At 49.7% G+C, this 20,195-nt stretch carries 23 protein-coding genes; 22 read left to right on the top strand and 1 reads right to left on the bottom strand.

Annotated features, from left to right (window positions below; all coding sequences use genetic code 11):
• The first annotated feature begins 1 nt into the window (after window position 1).
• The 20 genes from aroH to BLW29_RS04845 all read left to right on the top strand — a co-directional run bounded on the left by aroH (window position 2) and on the right by BLW29_RS04845 (window position 18,239).
• The gene (gene aroH, locus BLW29_RS04940; RefSeq protein WP_090976717.1) at window positions 2-370 is read left to right on the top strand and encodes a chorismate mutase; all 369 of its coding nucleotides are present in this window, start codon (window positions 2-4) and stop codon (window positions 368-370) included.
• Between the two features lie 359 nt (window positions 371-729).
• Window positions 730-2,280, top strand: coding sequence for an anthranilate synthase component I (gene trpE, locus BLW29_RS04935; RefSeq protein WP_090976715.1), 1,551 nt, complete (start codon window positions 730-732; stop codon window positions 2,278-2,280).
• An 8-nt stretch (window positions 2,281-2,288) separates the two neighbouring features.
• Window positions 2,289-3,344 carry an anthranilate phosphoribosyltransferase gene (gene trpD, locus BLW29_RS04930; protein WP_090977154.1) on the top strand — a complete coding sequence of 352 codons (1,056 nt, stop codon included), beginning with the start codon at window positions 2,289-2,291 and terminating at the stop codon, window positions 3,342-3,344.
• Window positions 3,331-4,125 (top strand): indole-3-glycerol phosphate synthase TrpC, encoded by a 795-nt coding sequence (gene trpC, locus BLW29_RS04925; RefSeq protein ID WP_090976713.1) that lies wholly within the window; start codon window positions 3,331-3,333, stop codon window positions 4,123-4,125. Before trpD ends, trpC begins: the two co-directional genes overlap by 14 nt.
• A complete protein-coding gene (locus BLW29_RS04920; RefSeq protein WP_090976711.1) occupies window positions 4,125-4,829 on the top strand; it encodes a phosphoribosylanthranilate isomerase in 705 nt (234 codons plus the stop codon). Before trpC ends, BLW29_RS04920 begins: the two co-directional genes overlap by 1 nt.
• Window positions 4,826-6,031, top strand: coding sequence for a tryptophan synthase subunit beta (trpB, locus tag BLW29_RS04915; RefSeq protein WP_090976709.1), 1,206 nt, complete (start codon window positions 4,826-4,828; stop codon window positions 6,029-6,031). The genes BLW29_RS04920 and trpB overlap by 4 nt, the downstream gene beginning before the upstream one ends.
• On the top strand, window positions 6,027-6,836 hold the full coding sequence (gene trpA / locus BLW29_RS04910) for a tryptophan synthase subunit alpha (RefSeq protein ID WP_090977152.1): 810 nt from the start codon (window positions 6,027-6,029) through the stop codon (window positions 6,834-6,836). Before trpB ends, trpA begins: the two co-directional genes overlap by 5 nt.
• Before the next feature lie 294 nt (window positions 6,837-7,130).
• Window positions 7,131-8,228, top strand: coding sequence for a histidinol-phosphate transaminase (gene hisC, locus BLW29_RS04905; protein WP_090976707.1), 1,098 nt, complete (start codon window positions 7,131-7,133; stop codon window positions 8,226-8,228).
• Window positions 8,229-8,232: 4 nt separating this feature from the next.
• On the top strand, window positions 8,233-9,324 hold the full coding sequence (locus BLW29_RS04900; RefSeq protein WP_090976705.1) for a prephenate dehydrogenase: 1,092 nt from the start codon (window positions 8,233-8,235) through the stop codon (window positions 9,322-9,324).
• A gap of 512 nt (window positions 9,325-9,836) precedes the next feature.
• Window positions 9,837-10,433: an RNA polymerase sigma factor gene (locus BLW29_RS04895; protein WP_090976703.1), complete on the top strand. Its 597-nt coding sequence runs from the start codon at window positions 9,837-9,839 to the stop codon at window positions 10,431-10,433.
• Entirely contained in the window at window positions 10,430-11,032 is a 603-nt protein-coding gene (locus BLW29_RS04890; protein ID WP_090976701.1) for an anti-sigma factor family protein, read from the top strand. Before BLW29_RS04895 ends, BLW29_RS04890 begins: the two co-directional genes overlap by 4 nt.
• Window positions 11,033-11,082: 50 nt before the next feature.
• Window positions 11,083-11,673, top strand: a complete 591-nt coding sequence (locus tag BLW29_RS04885) for a histidine phosphatase family protein (protein ID WP_090977150.1) — start codon at window positions 11,083-11,085, stop codon at window positions 11,671-11,673.
• A gap of 146 nt (window positions 11,674-11,819) precedes the next feature.
• Window positions 11,820-13,094, top strand: coding sequence for a hypothetical protein (locus tag BLW29_RS04880; RefSeq protein ID WP_090976699.1), 1,275 nt, complete (start codon window positions 11,820-11,822; stop codon window positions 13,092-13,094).
• 293 nt (window positions 13,095-13,387) lie between these two features.
• Window positions 13,388-13,570: an IDEAL domain-containing protein gene (locus BLW29_RS04875; RefSeq protein WP_090976696.1), complete on the top strand. Its 183-nt coding sequence runs from the start codon at window positions 13,388-13,390 to the stop codon at window positions 13,568-13,570.
• 163 nt (window positions 13,571-13,733) lie between these two features.
• Entirely contained in the window at window positions 13,734-14,156 is a 423-nt protein-coding gene (locus BLW29_RS04870) for a DUF2487 family protein (protein WP_090976693.1), read from the top strand.
• Between the two features lie 254 nt (window positions 14,157-14,410).
• Window positions 14,411-14,941: a Rieske (2Fe-2S) protein gene (locus BLW29_RS04865; protein ID WP_090976691.1), complete on the top strand. Its 531-nt coding sequence runs from the start codon at window positions 14,411-14,413 to the stop codon at window positions 14,939-14,941.
• 16 nt (window positions 14,942-14,957) lie between these two features.
• The gene (qcrB, locus tag BLW29_RS04860) at window positions 14,958-15,629 is read left to right on the top strand and encodes a menaquinol-cytochrome c reductase cytochrome b subunit (protein ID WP_090976689.1); all 672 of its coding nucleotides are present in this window, start codon (window positions 14,958-14,960) and stop codon (window positions 15,627-15,629) included.
• Between the two features lie 22 nt (window positions 15,630-15,651).
• Complete coding sequence (locus BLW29_RS04855) at window positions 15,652-16,539, top strand: menaquinol-cytochrome c reductase cytochrome b/c subunit (protein ID WP_090976687.1); 888 nt, start codon at window positions 15,652-15,654, stop codon at window positions 16,537-16,539.
• Between the two features lie 165 nt (window positions 16,540-16,704).
• A complete protein-coding gene (locus BLW29_RS04850) occupies window positions 16,705-17,277 on the top strand; it encodes a DUF1405 domain-containing protein (RefSeq protein WP_090977148.1) in 573 nt (190 codons plus the stop codon).
• A 44-nt stretch (window positions 17,278-17,321) separates the two neighbouring features.
• Window positions 17,322-18,239 carry a sporulation protein YpjB gene (locus tag BLW29_RS04845; protein WP_090976684.1) on the top strand — a complete coding sequence of 306 codons (918 nt, stop codon included), beginning with the start codon at window positions 17,322-17,324 and terminating at the stop codon, window positions 18,237-18,239.
• A gap of 5 nt (window positions 18,240-18,244) precedes the next feature.
• Here BLW29_RS04845 and BLW29_RS04840 read toward each other — a convergent pair whose 3' ends face one another.
• A complete protein-coding gene (locus BLW29_RS04840; RefSeq protein WP_090977146.1) occupies window positions 18,245-19,072 on the bottom strand; it encodes a YitT family protein in 828 nt (275 codons plus the stop codon).
• A gap of 202 nt (window positions 19,073-19,274) precedes the next feature.
• Between BLW29_RS04840 and BLW29_RS04835 the strand changes: the two genes are divergently transcribed.
• Window positions 19,275-19,595, top strand: a complete 321-nt coding sequence (locus tag BLW29_RS04835) for a nucleotide pyrophosphohydrolase (RefSeq protein WP_371264682.1) — start codon at window positions 19,275-19,277, stop codon at window positions 19,593-19,595.
• A 53-nt stretch (window positions 19,596-19,648) separates the two neighbouring features.
• Window positions 19,649-20,194 (top strand): tetratricopeptide repeat protein, encoded by a 546-nt coding sequence (locus BLW29_RS04830; RefSeq protein ID WP_090976680.1) that lies wholly within the window; start codon window positions 19,649-19,651, stop codon window positions 20,192-20,194.
• The last annotated feature ends 1 nt before the right edge of the window (window position 20,195 follow it).

Genomic DNA, 20,195 nt, shown 5'->3' with positions numbered 1-20,195 from the left:
CATGAGTGTACGGGGAATTCGCGGAGCGATTACGGTCGAATGGAATGAAGAACAACCGATCTTACGGGCTACAGAGGAATTGTTGCATACGATCGTAGCATCGAATGCCATCGAGCCCGAAGACATCGCAAGCGTATTTATTACGGTAACCGGTGATCTTGATGCAACATTTCCGGCTAGAGCGATTCGTGTCATGCAAGGCTGGGAGCTTGTACCGTTGATGTGCGCCGTTGAAGTGCCGGTCAAAGGCAGCTTGGCCATGTGCATCCGCCTTCTGGTTTCGGTTAACACGGAGAAGTCTCAGAAGGAAATCGAGCATGTATACTTAGGCGGTGCGAAAGCGCTTCGTCCGGATTTATCGAAATCATAGCCTATGAACAATTGCAAAGCTCATTTTTAAAGGATTGACGGATCCGTTTACGCTGGTGTATAGTGATTTCATACTTGAAGAATGAGCCGAGTTGAGCAGAGTAGTTAGTGAAGTTAGAAGAGATGAGTAGAGCTGAGCTGAGTTTTTAGTGCAAGATTGAGACGAGTGAAGAGATGACGCAGGTCGTAGTTTAGTTTAGTGCACCCTCTTGGATGATATCCAGGCTATAGGTGTATCTATTAAGCTACAATCGACGTGATTATCGTTTGCCGTATCAATGCTCATTTTCCATCTTCTGACATGATCACTCCTGCTGCGGCAGGAGTTTTTTTATTTTCCGACAAGGGGAGAGATTGGTTATGAATCAGGAGCTTCAAGGTGTTATTCGATTGTCAAGCACGTATAATTTGATTCCAATTGTCAGACATGTGATGGCGGATACAGAGACGCCAATTCGTATATTCCAGCATTTCTATAAGGAGCGCCGGGCCTTCTTGCTGGAGAGTGTTGAAGGCGGCGTGAAATGGGCGCGTTATTCCTTCATCGGTACGGACCCATTCATGCTCATCCGCGGCAAGAACGGCGAGATGGTCATTGAAGTGAATGGTAAAGAAGAGGTGCTGCGCGAGAAACCGATTGAGCTGCTCAAAGCACATTTGCGCTCCTTCCGCAGTCCTTCCATTCCAGAATTGCCGCCTTTCACAGGCGGGGCGATCGGATTCTTCGGATATGACCTGCTTCAGTACTACGAGAAGCTGCCGGCGCACCGGATCGATGATCTGAACATGAACGATCTGCAATTTATGTTCTGCGATCAAGTGATCGTCTTCGATCATTTCAAACAGCAAATTCAAGTGATCGGGAATGTACATATCCCGAATGCGGCGACAGACCATGACATTCAGGCGGTTTATGAGCAAACGGTCAGCCGCATGGAAGCAACCATCGAGCGCCTGCAGCAGCCGTTGCCGTCCGCATTGATGGCAGCAGGAAGCATCCCGGCCGATCCCGATCTCGGCGAGGTTGCTTCGAACCTGACAAAGGAACAATTCCTGGCGAATGTTGAGAAATCCAAAGAGTACATTCGTTCTGGCGATATTTTTCAAGTGGTATTATCGCAGCGCTTTAACATCGAAACAGAGGTCGATCCGCTTCATGTATACCGCGTCCTGCGCACTATGAATCCTTCGCCGTATATGTACTATCTGAAAATGGATGACGAGGTTATTGTCGGTACTTCACCGGAAGCACTGGTTAAGGTTGATGGTGAACGAGTGGAGACACGCCCGATCGCCGGAACGCGACCGCGCGGCAAAACGCCGGAGCAGGATCTGGCGCTTGAGAAAGAATTGCTCGCGGACGAGAAAGAACGCGCAGAGCATCTGATGCTCGTCGATCTGGGACGCAATGATATCGGGCGCGTATCGGAATTCGGAACAGTCCGCTGCGATTCGTATATGGAGATTGAGCGCTACTCCCACGTGATGCATATCGTTTCGAACGTTTCCGGCAAGCTGCGCGAGGATAAAGACTTCTTCGATGCATTCGTCTCCTGTATGCCGGCGGGTACCGTATCCGGTGCTCCGAAGCTCAGAGCCATGGAAATTATCGCGGAGCTGGAGAACGAGGCACGCGGCGCATATGCCGGTGCGATCGGCTATCTCGGTTTCGGCGGCAGCCTTAATACCTGTATCACGATTCGTACGCTGATCTTCAAGAATGGTAAGGCCTATGTTCAGGCTGGAGCGGGCATTGTTTGGGATTCCATACCAGAGAATGAGTATATGGAAACCGTCAATAAAGCGATGGCTATGCTCAAGGCGGTTCGAGCTGCGGAAGCCATCTTCGCAGTGCCTGATCGCACGAGCAGCATGATCAATATGGATTACTATGCAGGTGCGAAAGGGTGAGCGGGGGCATGGCAGTTACGAATGAATTGATGACAATGCAGCGGGCACTGAACGTAGTGGTTGGCGGGACTAACCTGACGCGGGAAGAAGCACGCGGCGTCATGGAGATTATTATGAGCGGTGAAGCTTCGGGTGCGCAGATCGGCGCGATCGCTACGGCGCTTCGAATGAAAGGTGAAACCAAAGACGAGATTACGGGATTCGCAGAAGCGATGCGTTCGTTTTCCAATCATGTTCAAACGGAACGCAACGGTCTTCTGGACACCTGCGGAACAGGCGGATCCGGCATTCATAAATTCAATATTTCGACAGCTTCTGCTATCATAGCTTCAGCAGCCGGCGTCCGAGTTGCCAAACACGGCAACCGCGCAATGTCCGGTAAATCCGGCAGCGCAGATACGCTTGAAGCGCTTGGCGTCAACATTACGCTGTCTCCGGAGCAGGCAGCTCGCTGCTTGGATGCCATCGGGATTTGCTTCATGTTTGCACAGCTGTATCATCCATCCCTAAAACATGCGGCTGGCCCAAGACGAGAAATCGGAATCCGGACCATCTTCAATATGCTCGGTCCATTAACGAATCCGGCAGGCGCTGATCGTCAGCTTCTCGGAATTTATGATCAATCCAGAACGGAAACGATTGCCTCCGTATTAGGCGAGCTAGGCTTGAAGCGTGCAATGGTTGTGAGCAGCTTTGATGGGCTGGATGAAATCAGCATTTCTTCCCCGACGCAAATATCGGAGCTGCTGGGTGGCACCGTTCGCACGTATACCATCACGCCTGAGGAGCTTGGTTTGACTACACGTTCGCTGAGCGAAGTCATCGGCGGCGATGCGAATGAGAATGCGCGCATCATCCGTTCGATCTTTAATGGCGATGACTATGGCGCATATCGCGATATTGTGCTTGCTAATGCGGGAGCTTGTATTTTCGTCGGCGGCGGTGCCGATTCCCTTCAAGCAGGTGTCGAAGTGGCACGAACCGTTATTGATTCCGGCAAGGCAGCCACGAAGCTGCGGCAGTTGATCGAAACGACAGGAGAGTTGAGCCATGTTTCTAGATAAAATCGTTGCATCCAAACGGAAAGAAGTAGATGATCTGGCGGAACATTTCTCGATTCAAGTCGCAGAGCGTCAGATCGCAGAATTACCGCCCTGCCGAGGCTTCGAACGCAGATTAACGTCTGGGACGAAGCGGGATCTGGGCTTGATCGCAGAAGTAAAGAAAGCATCGCCCTCGAAAGGACTCATCCGGCCTGATTTTGACCCTGTCGCGCTTGCCCGCATCTATGAGGAAGCAGGCACGGACTGTATTTCAGTGCTGACGGACGAGGATTATTTTCAAGGCAAGAACGAATATTTGACGGCCGTATCGCAAGCTGTCCGAGTTCCTTTACTTCGTAAAGATTTTACGGTTGATCATCGTCAAATTTATGAAGCGCGCTTGATCGGTGCGGATGCTATTCTGTTGATTGCAGCCATACTCCGTCCTTCACAGCTTGCGGATTTCTATGAAACGGCTCGAGCGATCGGGCTTGATGTGCTCGTGGAAGTCCATGATGAAGAGGAAATGGAGTCTGTTCTAGGGTTAGGCAAAGCCACATTAGTAGGCATTAATAATCGGAATTTGCACACCTTTGTAACGGATATTAAGACGACAGAACGACTGATTGGCATGGTGCCTCCCGGCATAACCGTTATCAGCGAGAGCTCGCTCTCTTCGCAAGAAGATATCGCGTTTGTGAAGAGCGTCGGTGCGAAAGGCGTGCTGATCGGCGAGCATTTCATGCGTCAGCCGGATGTAGGCGCAGCAGTGGAGCAGCTAATGGGACCGGTGAACGCGTAATGTCGGCTGCAGAGAAACAAGACAATCGAGGTACGTCCAATCCGGCGCGTATCAAAATATGCGGTTTGCGAGACGCGGCAACCATTCGCGAGATGAATGGACTTCCCTTTGATGAAATTGGTTTCGTGTTTGCACCTAGCAAACGCCAAGTGTCGCCTGAGCTTGCCGGGACGCTCATCGAGGAAACTCGGAAGCTTCGTGCCCAGAGTGGTCTCGCTCCATCGACGGTAGGTGTGTTCGTCAATCCCAGCCTGCAAGAGCTTCAATCCGTTCTTGCATCTGCGCCGCTGGACGTCGTGCAGCTGCATGGCGAGGAATCACCTGAGTTGTGCGCGCAGGTTAAAGAAGCGTTGAACGTGCAGGTATGGAAGGTGTTTTCCGTTAAGGATACGGATGGAGACGTCTCAAGTGGAGCTTCAAGACTTGAAGCTTACGCGGGAGTAGTAGATGGATTTCTCATTGATACTGCAGGCGGCGGAACCGGACAAACTTTTGCATGGCATGTGATCGACCGATATATGGAAGCTGCGGCAGCCATCGGCGTACCGCTGTATGTAGCAGGCGGGCTTCATCCGGATAATGTAGCGGATTTAGTCAATCAATATGCTCCGAGCGGCGTAGATGTGTCGAGCGGAGTGGAGACAGACGGCTTGAAAGATATTCATAAAATTCGATTGTTTGTAGAAAGGGTGAGAAGCGTATGAACCAAGTCCCGGACGTGAACGGGCGCTTCGGTAAATTCGGCGGACGATATGTGCCTGAGACGCTCATGAACGCGCTGCTTGAATTAGAGGAAGCCTACCAGCACTACTCGAAGGATCCAGCATTTATTGCAGAGGTTCGTTACTTATTGACCAAATATTCAGGTCGACCTACGTCGCTGTATCATGCACAGCGTTTGTCCGATCATCTTGGCGGCGCTCAAATTTATTTGAAACGCGAAGATTTGAACCATACCGGTGCGCATAAGATCAACAATACAATTGGTCAAGGCGTACTGGCCAAGCGAATGGGCAAAACGAAGATCATCGCCGAAACAGGTGCAGGCCAGCACGGTGTCGCATCCGCAACGGTAGCGGCGCTTCTGGGCATGGAATGCAAAGTATTCATGGGCGAGGAAGATACGAGGCGCCAAGAGCTGAATGTATTCCGCATGAAGCTGCTCGGGGCAGAAGTCGTTCCCGTGATGTCAGGTACACGCACACTCAAGGATGCTTGTAATGAGACACTTCGCTACTGGGTCAGCCATGTAGACGATACGTACTATATCCTTGGATCCGTAACCGGACCGCACCCATACCCGATGATGGTTCGCGACTTCCAACGTATTATCGGCGACGAATCCAGAGAGCAAATTCTGAAAGAAGTCGGACGTTTGCCAGATTATGTCGTTGCAGCTGTCGGCGGGGGCAGTAATGCCATCGGTATGTTCTATCCATTCATCGGTGACGATGGGGTGAAGCTGCTCGGCGTAGAAGCTGCCGGTCGCGGCGTGGAAACCGAAGAGCATGCCGCAACGATGACGAAAGGTCGCCATGGCGTATTCCAAGGTTCGCTCAGCTACGTGCTGCAGGATGAGCATGGGCAAGTACAGCCGGCGCACTCGATTTCGGCGGGCCTTGACTATCCGGGAATTGGCCCGGAGCATGCCTATCTGAAAGACACCGGCCGTGCCAATTATGTGCCGATTACAGATGCAGAGGCGCTCGAAGGCCTGCAGCTTCTGTCGCGTACAGAAGGAATCATTCCGGCACTGGAGTCTGCCCATGCCATTGCGGAAGTAATGAAGCTTGCTCCTACGCTTAGCCGCGATCAAATCATCGTGGTCAGCTTGTCAGGACGCGGGGACAAAGACGTGCAAGCGATTATGGGCTACTTGGGAGGCGACGAAAACCATGGCCATTAATGAAATAGATGCATCGTTTCAGCGGCTTCGTGAAGAAGGTCGCACGGCATTAATCCCTTTCCTTACGATCGGCGATCCTGATCTGAACACTTCAGTGGACATCATCGGTGCATTGGAGCAGGCTGGCGCTGATATGGTGGAGCTCGGCGTTCCTTATTCCGATCCGCTGGCGGATGGTCCTGTCATTCAACGCGCTTCCGAGCGTGCCTTGAAGAACGGCCGAGTTACGTTGGTCGATTGCATTCAGGTTGCCGAGAATGCGCGTCAAGCCGGCATTAAACTGCCATTCATTCTGTTCTCGTACTATAATCCCATTCTGCAATATGGGCTGGAACGGTTCTTTGACCTCGTAACCGAGAAAGGAATCAGCGGCTTAATTATTCCGGATTTGCCGATTGAAGAGGATGCTGAGGTTCGCGCAATGGCTGAGGCGGCAGATATTCATCTCATTCCGCTTGTTGCCCCTACATCCAATGACCGTGTGAAGCGAATTGCTTCCATGGCGCGCGGATTCGTCTATTGCGTATCCTCGCTTGGCGTTACTGGTGTACGCGCTGACTTCCATAGCGGAATTGACGAGTTTCTTGCAACGGTTCGCGAAGCAACAACGACACCGATCGCGGTTGGCTTTGGGATTTCCAGCCGCGAGCAGGTGGAACGCTTCGGCAAACAGGCCGATGGCGTCATCGTAGGAAGCGCGATCGTTCGCAAGATCGAAGAGGTTGTACCGTTGCTGCAAGCGGCGGAGACGAAGCAGGAGGGCTTAGAACAAATTCGTGCATTTGTTCAAGAACTGCGCGGTTAAATCATCGATTGAGTACCCTTTGAGCTGCCTCAGGCAGCCCGAAGGGTATTCCTTTATTTCTAAGCATCTATAAGTTTCACTGTTATAAGAGAGCTTAGAAATCTCCGGATTGAAACGCGCTGCGCCGTGCAAGGACGGCGTCAGCCGTTTCACCTTGTATGAATCGCTTCTGTACATAAAAGCTTAAAAGCGCGAAAGAAAATGGGGCAAATAGCTTTTAAATGACCCCAACATGTGAGACAATGTTGGAATAGCAATTCTAAACTAAACGCCACATATACGAGGTGACTATTGATGCAACCCAAACAAAGTATCGTTCATTTGCCAGTGTATCAACCGGGCAAACCGATTGAAGAAGTAAAGAGAGAGCTTGGCCTTAAAGAAGTCATCAAGCTAGCATCCAATGAGAATCCATTCGGAAGCTCCGAACATGCGAAGGCTGCCATTCAGAACGAGCTGAACAACATCAGTCTTTATCCGGACGGCGGAAGCGTCGAGTTAACGAAGGATTTAGCACAATATCTCGGCGTAAAACCGAATCAGATTATTTTCGGTGCAGGTTCCGATGAAGTCATTCTCATGCTTGCCCGTGCTTATTTAACGCCTGGCGACGAGACGATTATGGCGGATGAAACTTTCCCTCAGTACAAGCATAACTGCGAAATCGAAGGCGCGACGATTATCGAAGTGCCTCTGAATAATGGCACGCATGATCTGCCAGCGATGCTGGCTAAAGTTACGGATCGTACTAAGATCGTTTGGGTGTGCAACCCGAATAACCCAACGGGTACAATCGTGCGTAAGGAAGAGCTCGAAGCATTCGTACGTCAAGTACCTTCGAACGTACTCGTTGTATTGGATGAGGCTTACTACGAGTACGTAACGGATGCCGGTTATCCAGATGGCATATCGCTGCTGCCCGAATTTAAGAACGTCATCGTATTGCGTACGTTCTCCAAAATTTACGGACTTGCCTCGCTTCGTATCGGCTATGGCGTCGGTCACGAGGATGTTATTCGTTCGATCAATCAGGTTCGCGAGCCGTTTAATACATCTCGTTTCGGTCAAGCTGCTGCGAAAGCATCGCTTGCTGATCTCGAGTTCCTAAACAGCTGCAAGGAGCGCAATGCGGCAGGCATTACTTATATGTACGAGCAATTTGACCGCCTTGGACTAAGCTATTTCGAAGCGCATGGCAACTTTGTGATGGTGGATGTGAAGCTTCCTTCCCAGCAAGTATTCGACGGATTGCTGCGCAAAGGCATCATCTCACGTGCCCGCTGGTCTTACTACCCGACTCATATTCGCATTACGGTAGGCAGCCAGGAGCAGAATGAAGCGTTCGTTCGCGCGCTGGAAGAAGTACTTTCAGAAGCGGCGGTGCTGGGGTAACATCATGACTAAAATTGCGATATTCGGCGTCGGACTAATCGGCGGCTCGCTCGCGCTTTGTTTTAAAGGCAAACCGGGTTTAACGGTCGTCGGTCATTCCGTTCGTGAATCATCCGCAGCCAAGTACCTCGAGAGAGGCGTTGTCGATTACGCGACGACGTCTCTGCGCGAGGCGGCAGAAGGCGCGGATTTTATTTTTCTGTGCGTGCCTGTAGGCTCGCTGGAGCAATATGTACATGATTTAAGCGGCCTCGACTTAAAGCCGGGCTGCATCATTACGGATGTAGGCAGTACCAAAGCATCCGTTGCCGCAACGGCACGCAATGCTCAATTAGGCAATGCCGTGTTTATCGGAGGTCATCCGATGGCAGGCTCAGAGCGCTCCGGTGTAGAAGCAGCCTCCTATTATTTATTCGAGAATGCTTTCTATGTATTGACGCCGGATGCCTCAACAGCGCAGCGTGATATCGATAAGTTGACTGAATTACTCGCCTATACAAGAGCTAATATCGTACATGTGGCTCCTGAAGAGCATGACGAGATTGTTGGCGCCATTAGTCATCTTCCTCATATTATTGCGGTTGCACTTGTGAATCTGGTTCGCGGTTATAATGACACCAATGCATTATACAGCGTTCTGGCAGCCGGTGGCTTCCGCGATCTTACTCGCATCGCCTCAAGTGAACCGGGGGTTTGGCGAGATATACTGGTGAATAATCGTGAAGTGCTGTTAAAGCTTCTGCGTGAATGGCAGGAGGGGACAAGCGGCTTTATTGAGATGCTGCAACAGGAAGATGGAGCGGGCATTGAGCAAGCTTTTCAACAATCCGGGCAATTCCGCAGCAAGCTGCCGGAGCGTCGCAAAGGCATGATTCATTCGGTATATGAATGCTACATTGACGTACCTGACCATCCCGGCATAATCGGCCATGTGGCAACAGAGCTCGGCAATAGCAACATCAACTTGAGCAATATCCAAATTATCGAGAGCAGGGAAGATGTGCCGGGTATACTCAGACTCAGCTTCCGCAAGCAAGAGGATTTGGATCTCGCTGTCCAGAAATTGGATAATATTGGGTACTCTGTTCATTTTTAAATGAGTTGGCATACAAAATGAAAACGCTTATTGACAGAATGAAAACGTATACATATAATAAAGGTACAGTATGGTTTCTCTCCACTCCTATCCAAATCCATCGCATAATTTTGCGGGGCCGCCTTTTAGGCGGTCTTTTTTTTTGTCTAAAACCCATTTTCGATGAAACATTAAACGCGGCTGGTTCGTCACTTACAAGAGAGGGCTAACGGAAGTTCTACAGTTCCTTATCATAGACACTCCCATTAAATTAGCTATAGAGAATGGTTTCTTTGTGAAAAATTTACCCCACCATGGAGCAAGCCATGTTACAATCGGTGTAGATTATGTAAAAAAGTGGGTCAAGGCATTATGTCGAAATAAGCAGGATTTTCGGTTTATATAACGAAATTAATTTAGATGAATAATGCGAGGAAACATTTTTTTGATGATCGCGCAACTTTTCACTCTCGTGCCGGTACAATATAGTACCGAACCGGGAGCACTCCTAAGGCCAAGGAGGGTCGCCCGCGATGACGGATTCCCAGCTTATACGCGAAATCAAAGATGGTAACATACAGCTATACTCCGAATTAATGCGGCGCTACCAACGTAAAATCCTTGCCTTTATCTACCACATGTTAAAGAGCGCCAAGCTCGAACTGCTGGCTGAGGATTTATGCTCGGAAACGTTCTACAAGGCGTATCGTAGTCTGCATTCATTCCGGGAAGTTGATGCTTCCTTCTCTACATGGTTATACACCATTGCACGAAATACGGTACTTAGCGAATTGCGCAAGCAGAAAGCAGGCAGCGTATCCTTTGACGAAGTAGGATACATCCCTATCGCGCCGCCGGAAGCCGTTCCGGAGCAGCGTTTGCTGCAGAGCGAGCGGATGTCGATGGTTCGGGATGCGATCAACAGCCTGCCGGAGAAACAGCGATCAGCCCTTATTTTACGAGAGTATGACCAACTGGATTATCAGGAAATTGCCAATATCCTCGGTCAAACGGTAAGCTCAGTAAAGTCGCTCCTGTTTCGTGCACGCAGCAGTGTTAAAGTACAGCTTGAACCGTATTTCGGCGAATCGCCAATGCTGGAGGAATACGAGGGGATGAAAATGCGATGAAGTGCCTCGAAGTACAACAATCGTTTGGCGTCTATTGGGATTTATCCGAAGATGATAGCGAACGAAAGTCAGTCAACGAACATCTTCTGACCTGCGAGACTTGCAGGGAGGAATTTCGTATATGGGAAGAAAGCGAGCAACTAATCAAGTTCTTCTCTGATCATTCCGAAGAAATCGGCCCGATCGATCATCTGAATACCGGGGTCATGGACCGTATTTATACGGAACAGTCCTGGTATATGCCTGTTTCTAATCGCAGCTACCAATTCTCCAAGTCATTCCGCAGGAATGTGACGGCTATTATTGCCTGCTGTATGGCGATGTTCGTTTCCGGACTTTTCTATTTGTTGAAGGGAATCGGAAATTCCTCTTCGGTCGAGGTAGCCAAACTGACAGGATTGCTTGAAACAGCTAACGTTGCGAGCGATAGTTCCGTCATCAGTGCAGACTTCTACGCAGATGTTCCTGTTGCCAGCATCAGCGATCCAATCGTGCTGAATATAGTGCCGACTGTACCGCAATACTATGTGGCGTTATCGTTACTCGGCATTATCATTACCTTACTTATCCTCAATTGGTTCTCTCGTACGCGGAATTAACGAATACGTCTACATAGATGAAGACTTCTTAATTGAAAGAGGGATGAATGTTGCGGATCGGACTCATACGCCATGGTAAGACAGACTGGAATGGACTTGGCAAAATCCAAGGACAAACCGACATTCCGCTAAACAGTGAAGGAATCAGGCAAGCACAAGCGCTGGCTTACCGGCTGCTGCATGAGCCGATGAAATGGGATGCTGTCGTGTCCAGCGACCTGTCCCGTGCCATCGAAACGGCACGAATCATTGCCGACACCTTAGGCATTCCGTTGTTGGCGGGCGATGCGAGACTTCGCGAACGGTTCTACGGAGAGATCGAAGGCACGACAGAATCCGAACGCCTTGCTAAATGGGGACCGAACTGGAAACGATGCGACTGCGGACAAGAGAACGATGCATCCGTTCGAGAACGATCTCTTGCTTTCGTGGAGGAAGCTGCAGCCGCAGTACCTGCCAGAAACTTGCTGGTCGTGACGCATGGCAGCTTGCTTGCTCAGCTACTGCAAGCGATGTGCACCGATCTGACGGACAAACCGATCCACAATTTATCGTTCTCGATCATGGAGCGGGAAGGAGCAGCATGGACACCGCTGCTTCATAATTGCACGCTTCACCTCGAGCAGCTTCAACAAAGCTGACGACAACGACATATAATGAAAAGACAGCCACCGACCACGAATGACGAGGTCGGTGGCTTTTTTTATGTCCGGAGGTTATAAATTTCGCCAATGTTCCCATAATGGTAGTAAACCTGCAAGCGGGGCCGGGAACGGAGGTTTGGTAGATGAATTTAGCGGACATGCTTAGCTACGCGGATATTGGTCAGCTGAGCCGGATTGCGACAACCTATCAATGTGAGTGCAATGGAAACTCGAAGAATGATTTGATTCAGTCTATTTTGTCCACGGTGAATCGCAGGGATGTATTTGAAGCACAAATTGGAGCTATGAAGCTAGAGGATCTCCGATTTATCAATTCTCTCTTGTTTGATGCTAGAGATGCTTTCAGTCTGGAGGAGCTAATTGCACGTGTGCAGCAAAGCAAATTCAGCAGTCCGGAAGCGGATACGCAGATAGAAACCGGAGTTGGCCAGGTGGCTACCACACCAGAAACGGTGGTCGAGTCTAAGAGAAGCCGTACTACCAAAGCCAAAGCTAATACCAATGCAAATGCAAAGCCGAAGCCAACCAGTAAGACCAAAGCAGCCAAAGAGAAACAACAGCCTGAAGCCGGGCCAAGAGATACGATTTCGAGATTTAAGCAATACGGATGGTTGTTCAACGGATACGCCGGAGCGGACCGTTATTTATTCCAGGTTCCGAGTGATTTGAAGGAACGGTTTAAAGAAACGATGGAACGCAGGCTCGTCTCTCAAGTTACTTATACAGACGAAGAGCCTCACGCATACCGGGATGAGCAAATGTTAATGGGGGACGATGTTTCACAGCTTCTGACCTATATACACTTGAATGAAATCTCCCTGACTTCTGAAGGAAACATGTATAAGCGGAATATTCTGCAGCTTCTTGAGCTCTTTGGCGTGAAGGAGCAGCTTCCTGGTAAAGGGGAATGGCGCTTTGGCTACGGGAGAAGAATCAAGGAATATCCGAGTCGACTGTCTCTCCTGTACGACTATTGCTACTATAAAGGCTGGATTATTGAAACCGAATCGATGCTTGTGCTAACCCCGGCAGGCAGAGACAGACAAGTGTTGAAAACGCCGGAGCCGGCGGACAAGCTCTATCAATTCTGGCTCAGACTGTACAAAGGTCCAATTCCTAATATACGGGCAATTGTACACTGGATCGATAAGCTCGGGAGCCGGTGGGTCAAAGCCCAGACCATCATGAGTACGCTGACCCCCTATATCAAACCTTTCTATTATGATCAGCCCGAAACGATTATCGAACAACGGCTAATCAGCATGATGATGCATCTGGGCTTGCTGAGAATCGGGGAGCATGCTGAGTTTGGACAAGTGATCCGGATGACTCCGCTAGGCAGGACAATCGTAGCGGGTCAAAGTATCGACGATGAAGCGATTGTTCTGAACCGTTAATCAGGCAAATGTCCGGTAAAACGGTAGGCAAGAGCACATTCGTAGCCCTAAGAGGGCCATCGTCCTTAGCGGAGTTCATTGTGATGAATATGATTTAGTAGAGCCGGTTCGCTCAATGATGGGGTTTACACAGATGGAACCCACCTATACGCTTTCACTTATTCGCCTGCGGGAATCGTCACAACTTCAGACAAGAAAGACGATCGGCCTTGATCAACAAAAGACGATGGAGAGCGGCTTATTTAAGGAAAGGAATATAGGATCTCTTAAACGTGGTGTTGGAGGTGTATCCTATGGACAAAATGAAAGTATCGTACGAAGTGATGCTCGGGCTTGCTGCAGAAATGTTACTTGATGAAGCTGTACTCAAATTCCGTAGGGATAAGCTTTATCAAGCTATTGATCAGGCGCTTGCCTCCGGCGACAAGGATAAATTCCGTCGCCTGACTGACGAGCTGAAATCTTTATACGCATAAGCCAGCAGTGTTCATGCTGCCTACAGCCAAGTCTGCATTCCGCTTCGGAGTCATCCGACAAGCGGCTTGCGGGCTTTTTTTTGTGGAACTATGCTAGCTGAGATGCTAGAATACCCTAAGTACGTTTGACGCATGCTTATATGAAGAAGGAATGGTGAGAGGGATGAAATTCAGCGAACTAAGCGCTGAGCAATGGGCGGAACTGCAGCCTTATCTGGACACGGCAGTGCTGCCGGTTACCGGACTAACGGGAGGCGAAATGCCTCATGAAGCAACCGCTGCACTGGAACGGCTTCGGGATGTGCTAGATTTGATCGAGAATCCGTTCAAAGGAAGGATTGTTACATACCCAGCTTGTCAGTATGGCGAATGGGAACCGGCATTCATAGCTCAGCTTAAAGGAATTTGTGACCATTTACGTGGAATCGGCTTTAAGCATGTCATCGTTGTCACTGCGTTTTATGTCGCAACCGAAGGTGTCGAAAGCGGTGCGGACCTGATCGTACAGCCTGTCGAAAGCGGGCATTTACCAAGCGCAGCCGAGGTTAGTGACGCTGTTCGGAAGCTTTGGCTGGGAAGAGCGTAGTAATCTTATGCTGCTAGGGTATCCGATTGCATAAGGTGACAGCTCTTGGGGAAAAACAAATCCCAGACAAGGTCAATTGTGACAAAATGATAACAAATCTTAGAAGCGTTTTTGATCCGAACAGCAAATTGCCCGCCATATTCTTGACGCTCCAAATCACCTAGGCTATTATAGGTAATGTCCTAGTTCATCATATGTTTTGCCTTCTCCGGCAGAACACAAGATATGGCTCAGCAAAGGGGGTAGAACAGAAGATGAGTAACCATGAACAACACGAAAACTCGCATCGCCCGTTGAAACGGAGCGGAATGTCACGACGTCAATTTTTGTCGTATACGCTTGGAGGCGCAGGCGCATTCATGGCTGCAGGCATGTCACTTCCGATGATACGTTTTGCGGTTGACCCGATTTTGAAGAAAAAATCCGGCGGTACCTGGATTAAAGTTGTCGAAGCGAACAAGCTTACGAACGAACCTCAGGAATTTAAATTTAAAATTCATCAGGTTGACGGCTGGTACGTCAGCGATCCGGAATTAACGGCTTGGATTTCGAATGACGATCAAGGTAAAGCATTCGCGCTTTCCCCAGTGTGTAAGCATTTGGGATGCACAATCGCGTGGAACACGGAGAAAAACAACGAGTATGTTTGTCCGTGTCATAACGCCCACTACACCAAGGACGGTAAGAACTTGATTGTAGCACCTAAGCCTCTCGATGAGTATGACCTCAAGATCGAGAATGACTGGGTATATCTTGGACCAATTAAAGCAAATACACGGGTATAAGGAGGCGTAAGCTCAGATGTTAAAAGGTGTATACAACTGGATTGACGAACGTCTTGATATTACGCCGATGTGGAGGGACGTTGCGGACCATGAAGTTCCGGAGCACGTTAACCCTGCTCATCATTTCTCCGCATTCGTGTACTGCTTTGGCGGATTGACGTTTTTCATCACAGTCATTCAAATTTTGTCGGGTATGTTCCTGACGATGTACTTCGTACCGGATATTATCAATGCTTATAAGAGCGTTGACTATCTCCAGCACAAGGTTGCATTCGGCGGTATCGTCCGCGGTATGCATCACTGGGGTGCATCCCTCGTTATCGTCATGATGTTCCTACATACGCTTCGCGTATTCTTCACAGGTTCATACAAGGCGCCTCGCGAAATGAACTGGGTTGTCGGGATGTTGATTTTCTTCATCATGCTGGGCCTTGGATTCACAGGCTACCTGCTTCCTTGGGATAACAAAGCCTACTTCGCGACGAAGGTTGGTATTCAAATCGCAGAATCCGTACCGTATATCGGTACATATATCAAAGAACTGATGCAAGGCGGCGAGATCGTAGGCGCTGAAACGCTGACGCGCTTCTTCGCTATCCACGTCTTCTTCTTGCCAGGCGCATTGCTTGCGCTTCTTGCGGCACACTTCTTTATGATCCGGAAGCAAGGTATTTCGGGACCACTATAAGCCGAAAGGAGGCATTTTGCGAATGGCACACGGCCACAAATCAAACGAAAAAGTTGTCTTCGTTGGTGACTCGCGGGTTCGTAAAAAAGCGGTAACTGGACCGATTACACCACCTGACTATTCCGCTTATCCAGGCAAATCGGAAGCATTTATTCCGAACTTCCTGCTTAAGGAGTGGATGGTTGGTGTTGTCGTACTCGTTGGATTCCTTGTTCTGACGATTTCAGAGGCAGCTCCGCTCGGTTATCCGGCGGATCCTACGAATGCAGCTTTTATTCCGATGCCGGACTGGTACTTCCTGTTCCTGTATCAATTCCTTAAATTGCAATACGTATCGAAGGACTATGTCGTCCTAGGTACAGTAGGCGTTCCGGGTATCGCATTCGGTGCGCTGATGCTTGCTCCATTCTTGGATACAGGGAAAGAGCGTCGTTTCTACAGACGTCCGATTACTTCGATCCTGATGTTCATGTCGCTTATCTCCGTCTTCTACCTTACGAAGCAATCGTGGGATCACTACCAGCACGAGCTGAAGCTGACGAACACGATTCCTGAGCATATCGTACGTGAAGAGAAAGCGCGTGAAGCCGCAGAGAAAGCCGCAGAATCCGGCGGCGGCGGCGGAGAAGCAGCGGCTGTTGAAGTTCCGATCGTGGATAAAGACGACCCAGCTGTCGAACTGACTAAGAAAGCACAATGCGTAGCTTGTCATGGTGCGGACCTGAAAGGTAACGAAAGCGCAGGAATTCCATCTTTCCATGGTATCGGTGATGAATTCAGCAAGGAAGAGCTTGTTGATATCGTAACGAACGGTAAAAACAACATGCCTTCATTCAAAGACAAGCTGACAGCTGAAGAAATCGATCAACTGACAACTTGGCTGGCGAAGCAAAAAGCAAAAGCTGAATAAACATAGCACAAACTAAACCTGATCGTACGCTGCGATCAGGTTTTTTTATCAACTAAATGCGGTGTTTGTAACCTTGCCCTGGTAGAGGAGAGTGTTCTGGTGTTGAAAACTGCGGGATTCTTGTGGAGTCGCGGTTTGTGGACGAATCGGCTGTTTCTGTGGCTGATGGTGTTAACGAATGCTGCAGGAACTGTATACGGTTACATCTGGTACGGGAAGCAGATGGAATATACGCTGCAATTTCATCCGGCGTGGCGGGTTGTTTTCGTACCGGACAGTCCTACGGCCAGCTTGTTTTTTACGTTATCCTTGCTGTTTCTCCTGCTTCCTGTGCTGGCAAAGCCGAATCCCTTCTACATAGGACTACGCTCGATAATTGAAGCACTCGGTATCGTCACTTCCATTAAGTATGGCATATGGGCTGTCACGATGATTGCTGCAGGTGCGGCCCAAGGCGATCCGCTGGAATGGCAGCATTACATGCTGATCGTATCCCATTTGGCGATGGCTGTCGAAGCGCTGATCTATATTCGGTTTATGGTGTTTGGCCGATTTGCTGCTTTTCTGGCGCTATTGTGGCTGCTCCTGAATGATACGATGGATTACACCTGCTTCATCTATCCGTGGCTGCCGGATGTGCTGGAGAATGATTTGCCGGCGATACAGTCCTTTACCATGGGACTATCCGTCGTAAGCGTGCTGGCGACTTGGCTTTTTATCTCATTTCGTAAGGTCTAAGTTGGGACATCCCCCCATACGTTGATAGTGGGGGGGATGAGAGCATGCGTTCATCAACGTTTTTCGCGCTGTTATGCAGTGTAGTGATTATCGTTCTGCTTTCCGGCTGTAATCTGTCCACTTATGCTGCCGGAAATTTGGCCAAGCCTGCATCGACATTGGAGCCTGATTCCGACCAAAAGCCTAATGCGATTGCGCAGTTAAGCGCATTGTCTGACCAAATTTATACGGCTGCATATGGGTCGAACCGCCAGCTGGTGTATACGCTGCTGCAGCGGCTTGAAACGATTTCGGCGGCCAAGGCCGTACGGGAAAGCGGTACGGCTGCAGGCTGGGCTGCTTTTGACGAAAGTATGGCTCTAGCCAAGGATGCGCTCTTACAGAAGCAAGCAAGCAGGTTATGGTATACGCAAGCGGCAAGACTTAAGCTGGCCGGAGATGCGTTAAACAGGCCGAAGGTGCCGCTGTGGCTTCAATATGAAGGTGTATTGCGAGAAGATGAACAACGGATTCGAACGGCTTGGCAAATGCAGTCAGAGGGACGTGCGGAAGCAGCTTCAGTGACGCTCGGCATTTACAAGGAGCATGTGGAACGCTTCGAGGTTGCTGCCTTGATGCAGCGCGATGAAGAGAGCTTGCGGCAATTGAAGGAACAGATGATGTATGCGGAGCAGGTGCTAGTAGGGGTCGATGGTGGAACGGCGAGTCCGGAAGCGGTGCTAATTGCGCTGAGTGGGCTGGAGCATGCTGCAAATCAGGTATTTAAGCGCGCGGACGGGGAAGCCGCAATCGCGGAAGTGATTCCGCCGGGAACGACCGTTGGCAGTCTTCGCAATGGCCGCGCCCAAATCGCGGAAATGTTTATTGCCGCATTCGTCATGGCCATTCTGGCCCTGGCCGGCTGGCGCAAGTACAGGCAGCAGCCGAACAGGATTCCGTTTCCACGCGAACGTTTCAAATAATCCATTTACTCTTCTTTAAACCCTTCACCGAGCACATCATGTACTTCGGATATGACGATAAACGCAAGCGGGTCTATACTGCGAACGATCGATTTCAACTGTCGGATTTCATGACGGGCGACGACGCAGTAGAGGACCTGTTTTTCTTTGCCCGAGTAAGCGCCTTTCGCCGGGAATACAGTCACGCCGCGCTCCATTTCTTTCGTGATTTGCAGGCCGATCTCATCGCCGGATTCCGTAATGATGGAGAATGCTTTCGCCGCATAAGCACCTTCTTGGATAAAATCGATCATCTTCGATGCAATGAATACGGCCACGAGCGTGTACAGCACTTTCTCCTTCGAGATGTAGAGCAGTGAGACGCCGATGATGATAATATCGAGTGTCAGAATGACTTGTCCCATGCTCCAGCCTTTCAGCTTAGAGGCGATGCGCGCAATGATATCAACACCGCCGGTGGTACCTCCGAAGCGGAAGACGATGCCAAGTCCTGCCCCGAGCGTTACACCTGCGTATAGTGCAGCCAGTATGTAGTCATTAGAGGTTTGAAACGGTACAATCCAGCCTGCCTCGATCATTTTCTCCATTAAATAGAGAAAGAACGACAAGGACACACTGCCGAATATGGTATAGCCGGTATGCGAGCGCCCAAGCACCTTCCATCCTAAGAAATAAAGCGGAATGTTGAGCACGAGGGTCGAGATCGAAAGCGGCCAGTCGAGCGAGTAATTAAGCAGGATCGCAATACCGGTGACGCCGCCTTCCATGAGCTGATTCGGAATCAGAAAGTAATGGAGCCCGAATGCATAGATGGCCGTGCCCAGCATGACCATCGGAAGCGTGCGCAGCAGCTGTGCATAATTGGTTTTCAAGCGTTATTCTCTCCTTTCCGTAAGGTCGTAAAATTATGAAGGCTTTAACATAGTATGTCTCTTTGCAGGGATTGTCAAAAGCATTGTTTTCAAAAGCGCTTTGATATAACATATGAAAAGAACCTCATGACTAGAGAGGATGTTTCATGTGTCAGAGAAATCTATGGCCGAGCTGCAGCGGGAAGTCGACGCTTATATCTCGCAGTTCAAGGAAGGTTACTTCAGTCCGCTGTCCATGCTGGCCAGAATGTCGGAAGAAGTAGGCGAGCTTGCGCGTGAGGTGAATCATCAATTCGGCGAGAAACCTAAGAAAAGTGATGAAGCAGACAACTCCATCGAGAATGAGCTGGGTGACATCTTATTTATCGTCATTTGCTTTGCAAATTCTTTAGGGATTGACCTTACCGAAGCACATGACCGTATCATGCACAAGTTTAATACAAGAGATGCCGATCGCTGGACACGAAAAAACGTCGAACCGTAAGTCGTGTCCTTACATATGCTGTACCATCACCTGTGTACAAGGAGGATGGGCGGATGGACGGAGAGAGCAGGATTAAGAAAGCTTACGAAGCCATCCTAAGCGGCGATTTCGAACAGGCAATCCTGTTTTTTGAAGAAGCGATTGCGCTGGAACCGAGTAATGGAGCAGCTTACTATAAATGCTCGATCACTTGTGCCCGCAGCGGAAAATGGCAGAAGGCGCTCCACTATGCAGAACAGGCGGTACAACTGGAACCTTTGCAAGTGATTTATCAGTTTCATCTGGAAACCGTAAAGGCTAAAGCGCTTGTCCTGCAAGCTGAAGGATTGTTGTCTCGTTCACCAACGCATACCGAGGATGCGCTTGCCTTGCTTCATGAAGCAACAAGGCTGGATCCTCTCAATATCGAGGCGCTGCTAATGCTAAGCGCAGCCTATGCGACGGTCAGCCGGTTTGAAGAGGCTTCCCTCTACGCTCGCGAGGCGGTTAGGCTTGAGCCTGAACATGCGGCTGCACGCCGGTTATTCGCCGATATGAATCGCAAGCGGCGGATGCTGAGAGCGAACAGTCAACGTACTAAACGGAAAAGGAACAGGTGAA

The organism is Paenibacillus sp. CF384, from assembly GCF_900106745.1.
GTDB lineage: Bacteria > Bacillota > Bacilli > Paenibacillales > Paenibacillaceae > Paenibacillus_Z.
This window is presented reverse-complemented; position numbering and strand designations above follow the sequence as displayed.

Coding starts and splice junctions, on each gene's coding strand:
- BLW29_RS04880 (WP_090976699.1), top strand. CDS start 11,820: ATGAATTTAGCGGACATGCTTAGCTACGCGGATATTGGTCAGCTGAGC.
- BLW29_RS04895 (WP_090976703.1), top strand. CDS start 9,837: ATGACGGATTCCCAGCTTATACGCGAAATCAAAGATGGTAACATACAG.
- trpC (WP_090976713.1), top strand. CDS start 3,331: ATGTTTCTAGATAAAATCGTTGCATCCAAACGGAAAGAAGTAGATGAT.
- BLW29_RS04835 (WP_371264682.1), top strand. CDS start 19,275: ATGGCCGAGCTGCAGCGGGAAGTCGACGCTTATATCTCGCAGTTCAAG.
- BLW29_RS04875 (WP_090976696.1), top strand. CDS start 13,388: ATGGACAAAATGAAAGTATCGTACGAAGTGATGCTCGGGCTTGCTGCA.
- trpD (WP_090977154.1), top strand. CDS start 2,289: ATGGCAGTTACGAATGAATTGATGACAATGCAGCGGGCACTGAACGTA.
- BLW29_RS04850 (WP_090977148.1), top strand. CDS start 16,705: ATGGTGTTAACGAATGCTGCAGGAACTGTATACGGTTACATCTGGTAC.
- BLW29_RS04855 (WP_090976687.1), top strand. CDS start 15,652: ATGGCACACGGCCACAAATCAAACGAAAAAGTTGTCTTCGTTGGTGAC.
- BLW29_RS04900 (WP_090976705.1), top strand. CDS start 8,233: ATGACTAAAATTGCGATATTCGGCGTCGGACTAATCGGCGGCTCGCTC.
- BLW29_RS04845 (WP_090976684.1), top strand. CDS start 17,322: ATGCGTTCATCAACGTTTTTCGCGCTGTTATGCAGTGTAGTGATTATC.
- qcrB (WP_090976689.1), top strand. CDS start 14,958: ATGTTAAAAGGTGTATACAACTGGATTGACGAACGTCTTGATATTACG.
- aroH (WP_090976717.1), top strand. CDS start 2: ATGAGTGTACGGGGAATTCGCGGAGCGATTACGGTCGAATGGAATGAA.
- BLW29_RS04830 (WP_090976680.1), top strand. CDS start 19,649: ATGGACGGAGAGAGCAGGATTAAGAAAGCTTACGAAGCCATCCTAAGC.
- BLW29_RS04840 (WP_090977146.1), bottom strand. CDS start 19,072: ATGGTCATGCTGGGCACGGCCATCTATGCATTCGGGCTCCATTACTTT.
- BLW29_RS04870 (WP_090976693.1), top strand. CDS start 13,734: ATGAAATTCAGCGAACTAAGCGCTGAGCAATGGGCGGAACTGCAGCCT.
- BLW29_RS04865 (WP_090976691.1), top strand. CDS start 14,411: ATGAGTAACCATGAACAACACGAAAACTCGCATCGCCCGTTGAAACGG.
- trpB (WP_090976709.1), top strand. CDS start 4,826: ATGAACCAAGTCCCGGACGTGAACGGGCGCTTCGGTAAATTCGGCGGA.
- BLW29_RS04920 (WP_090976711.1), top strand. CDS start 4,125: ATGTCGGCTGCAGAGAAACAAGACAATCGAGGTACGTCCAATCCGGCG.
- BLW29_RS04890 (WP_090976701.1), top strand. CDS start 10,430: ATGAAGTGCCTCGAAGTACAACAATCGTTTGGCGTCTATTGGGATTTA.
- trpE (WP_090976715.1), top strand. CDS start 730: ATGAATCAGGAGCTTCAAGGTGTTATTCGATTGTCAAGCACGTATAAT.
- hisC (WP_090976707.1), top strand. CDS start 7,131: ATGCAACCCAAACAAAGTATCGTTCATTTGCCAGTGTATCAACCGGGC.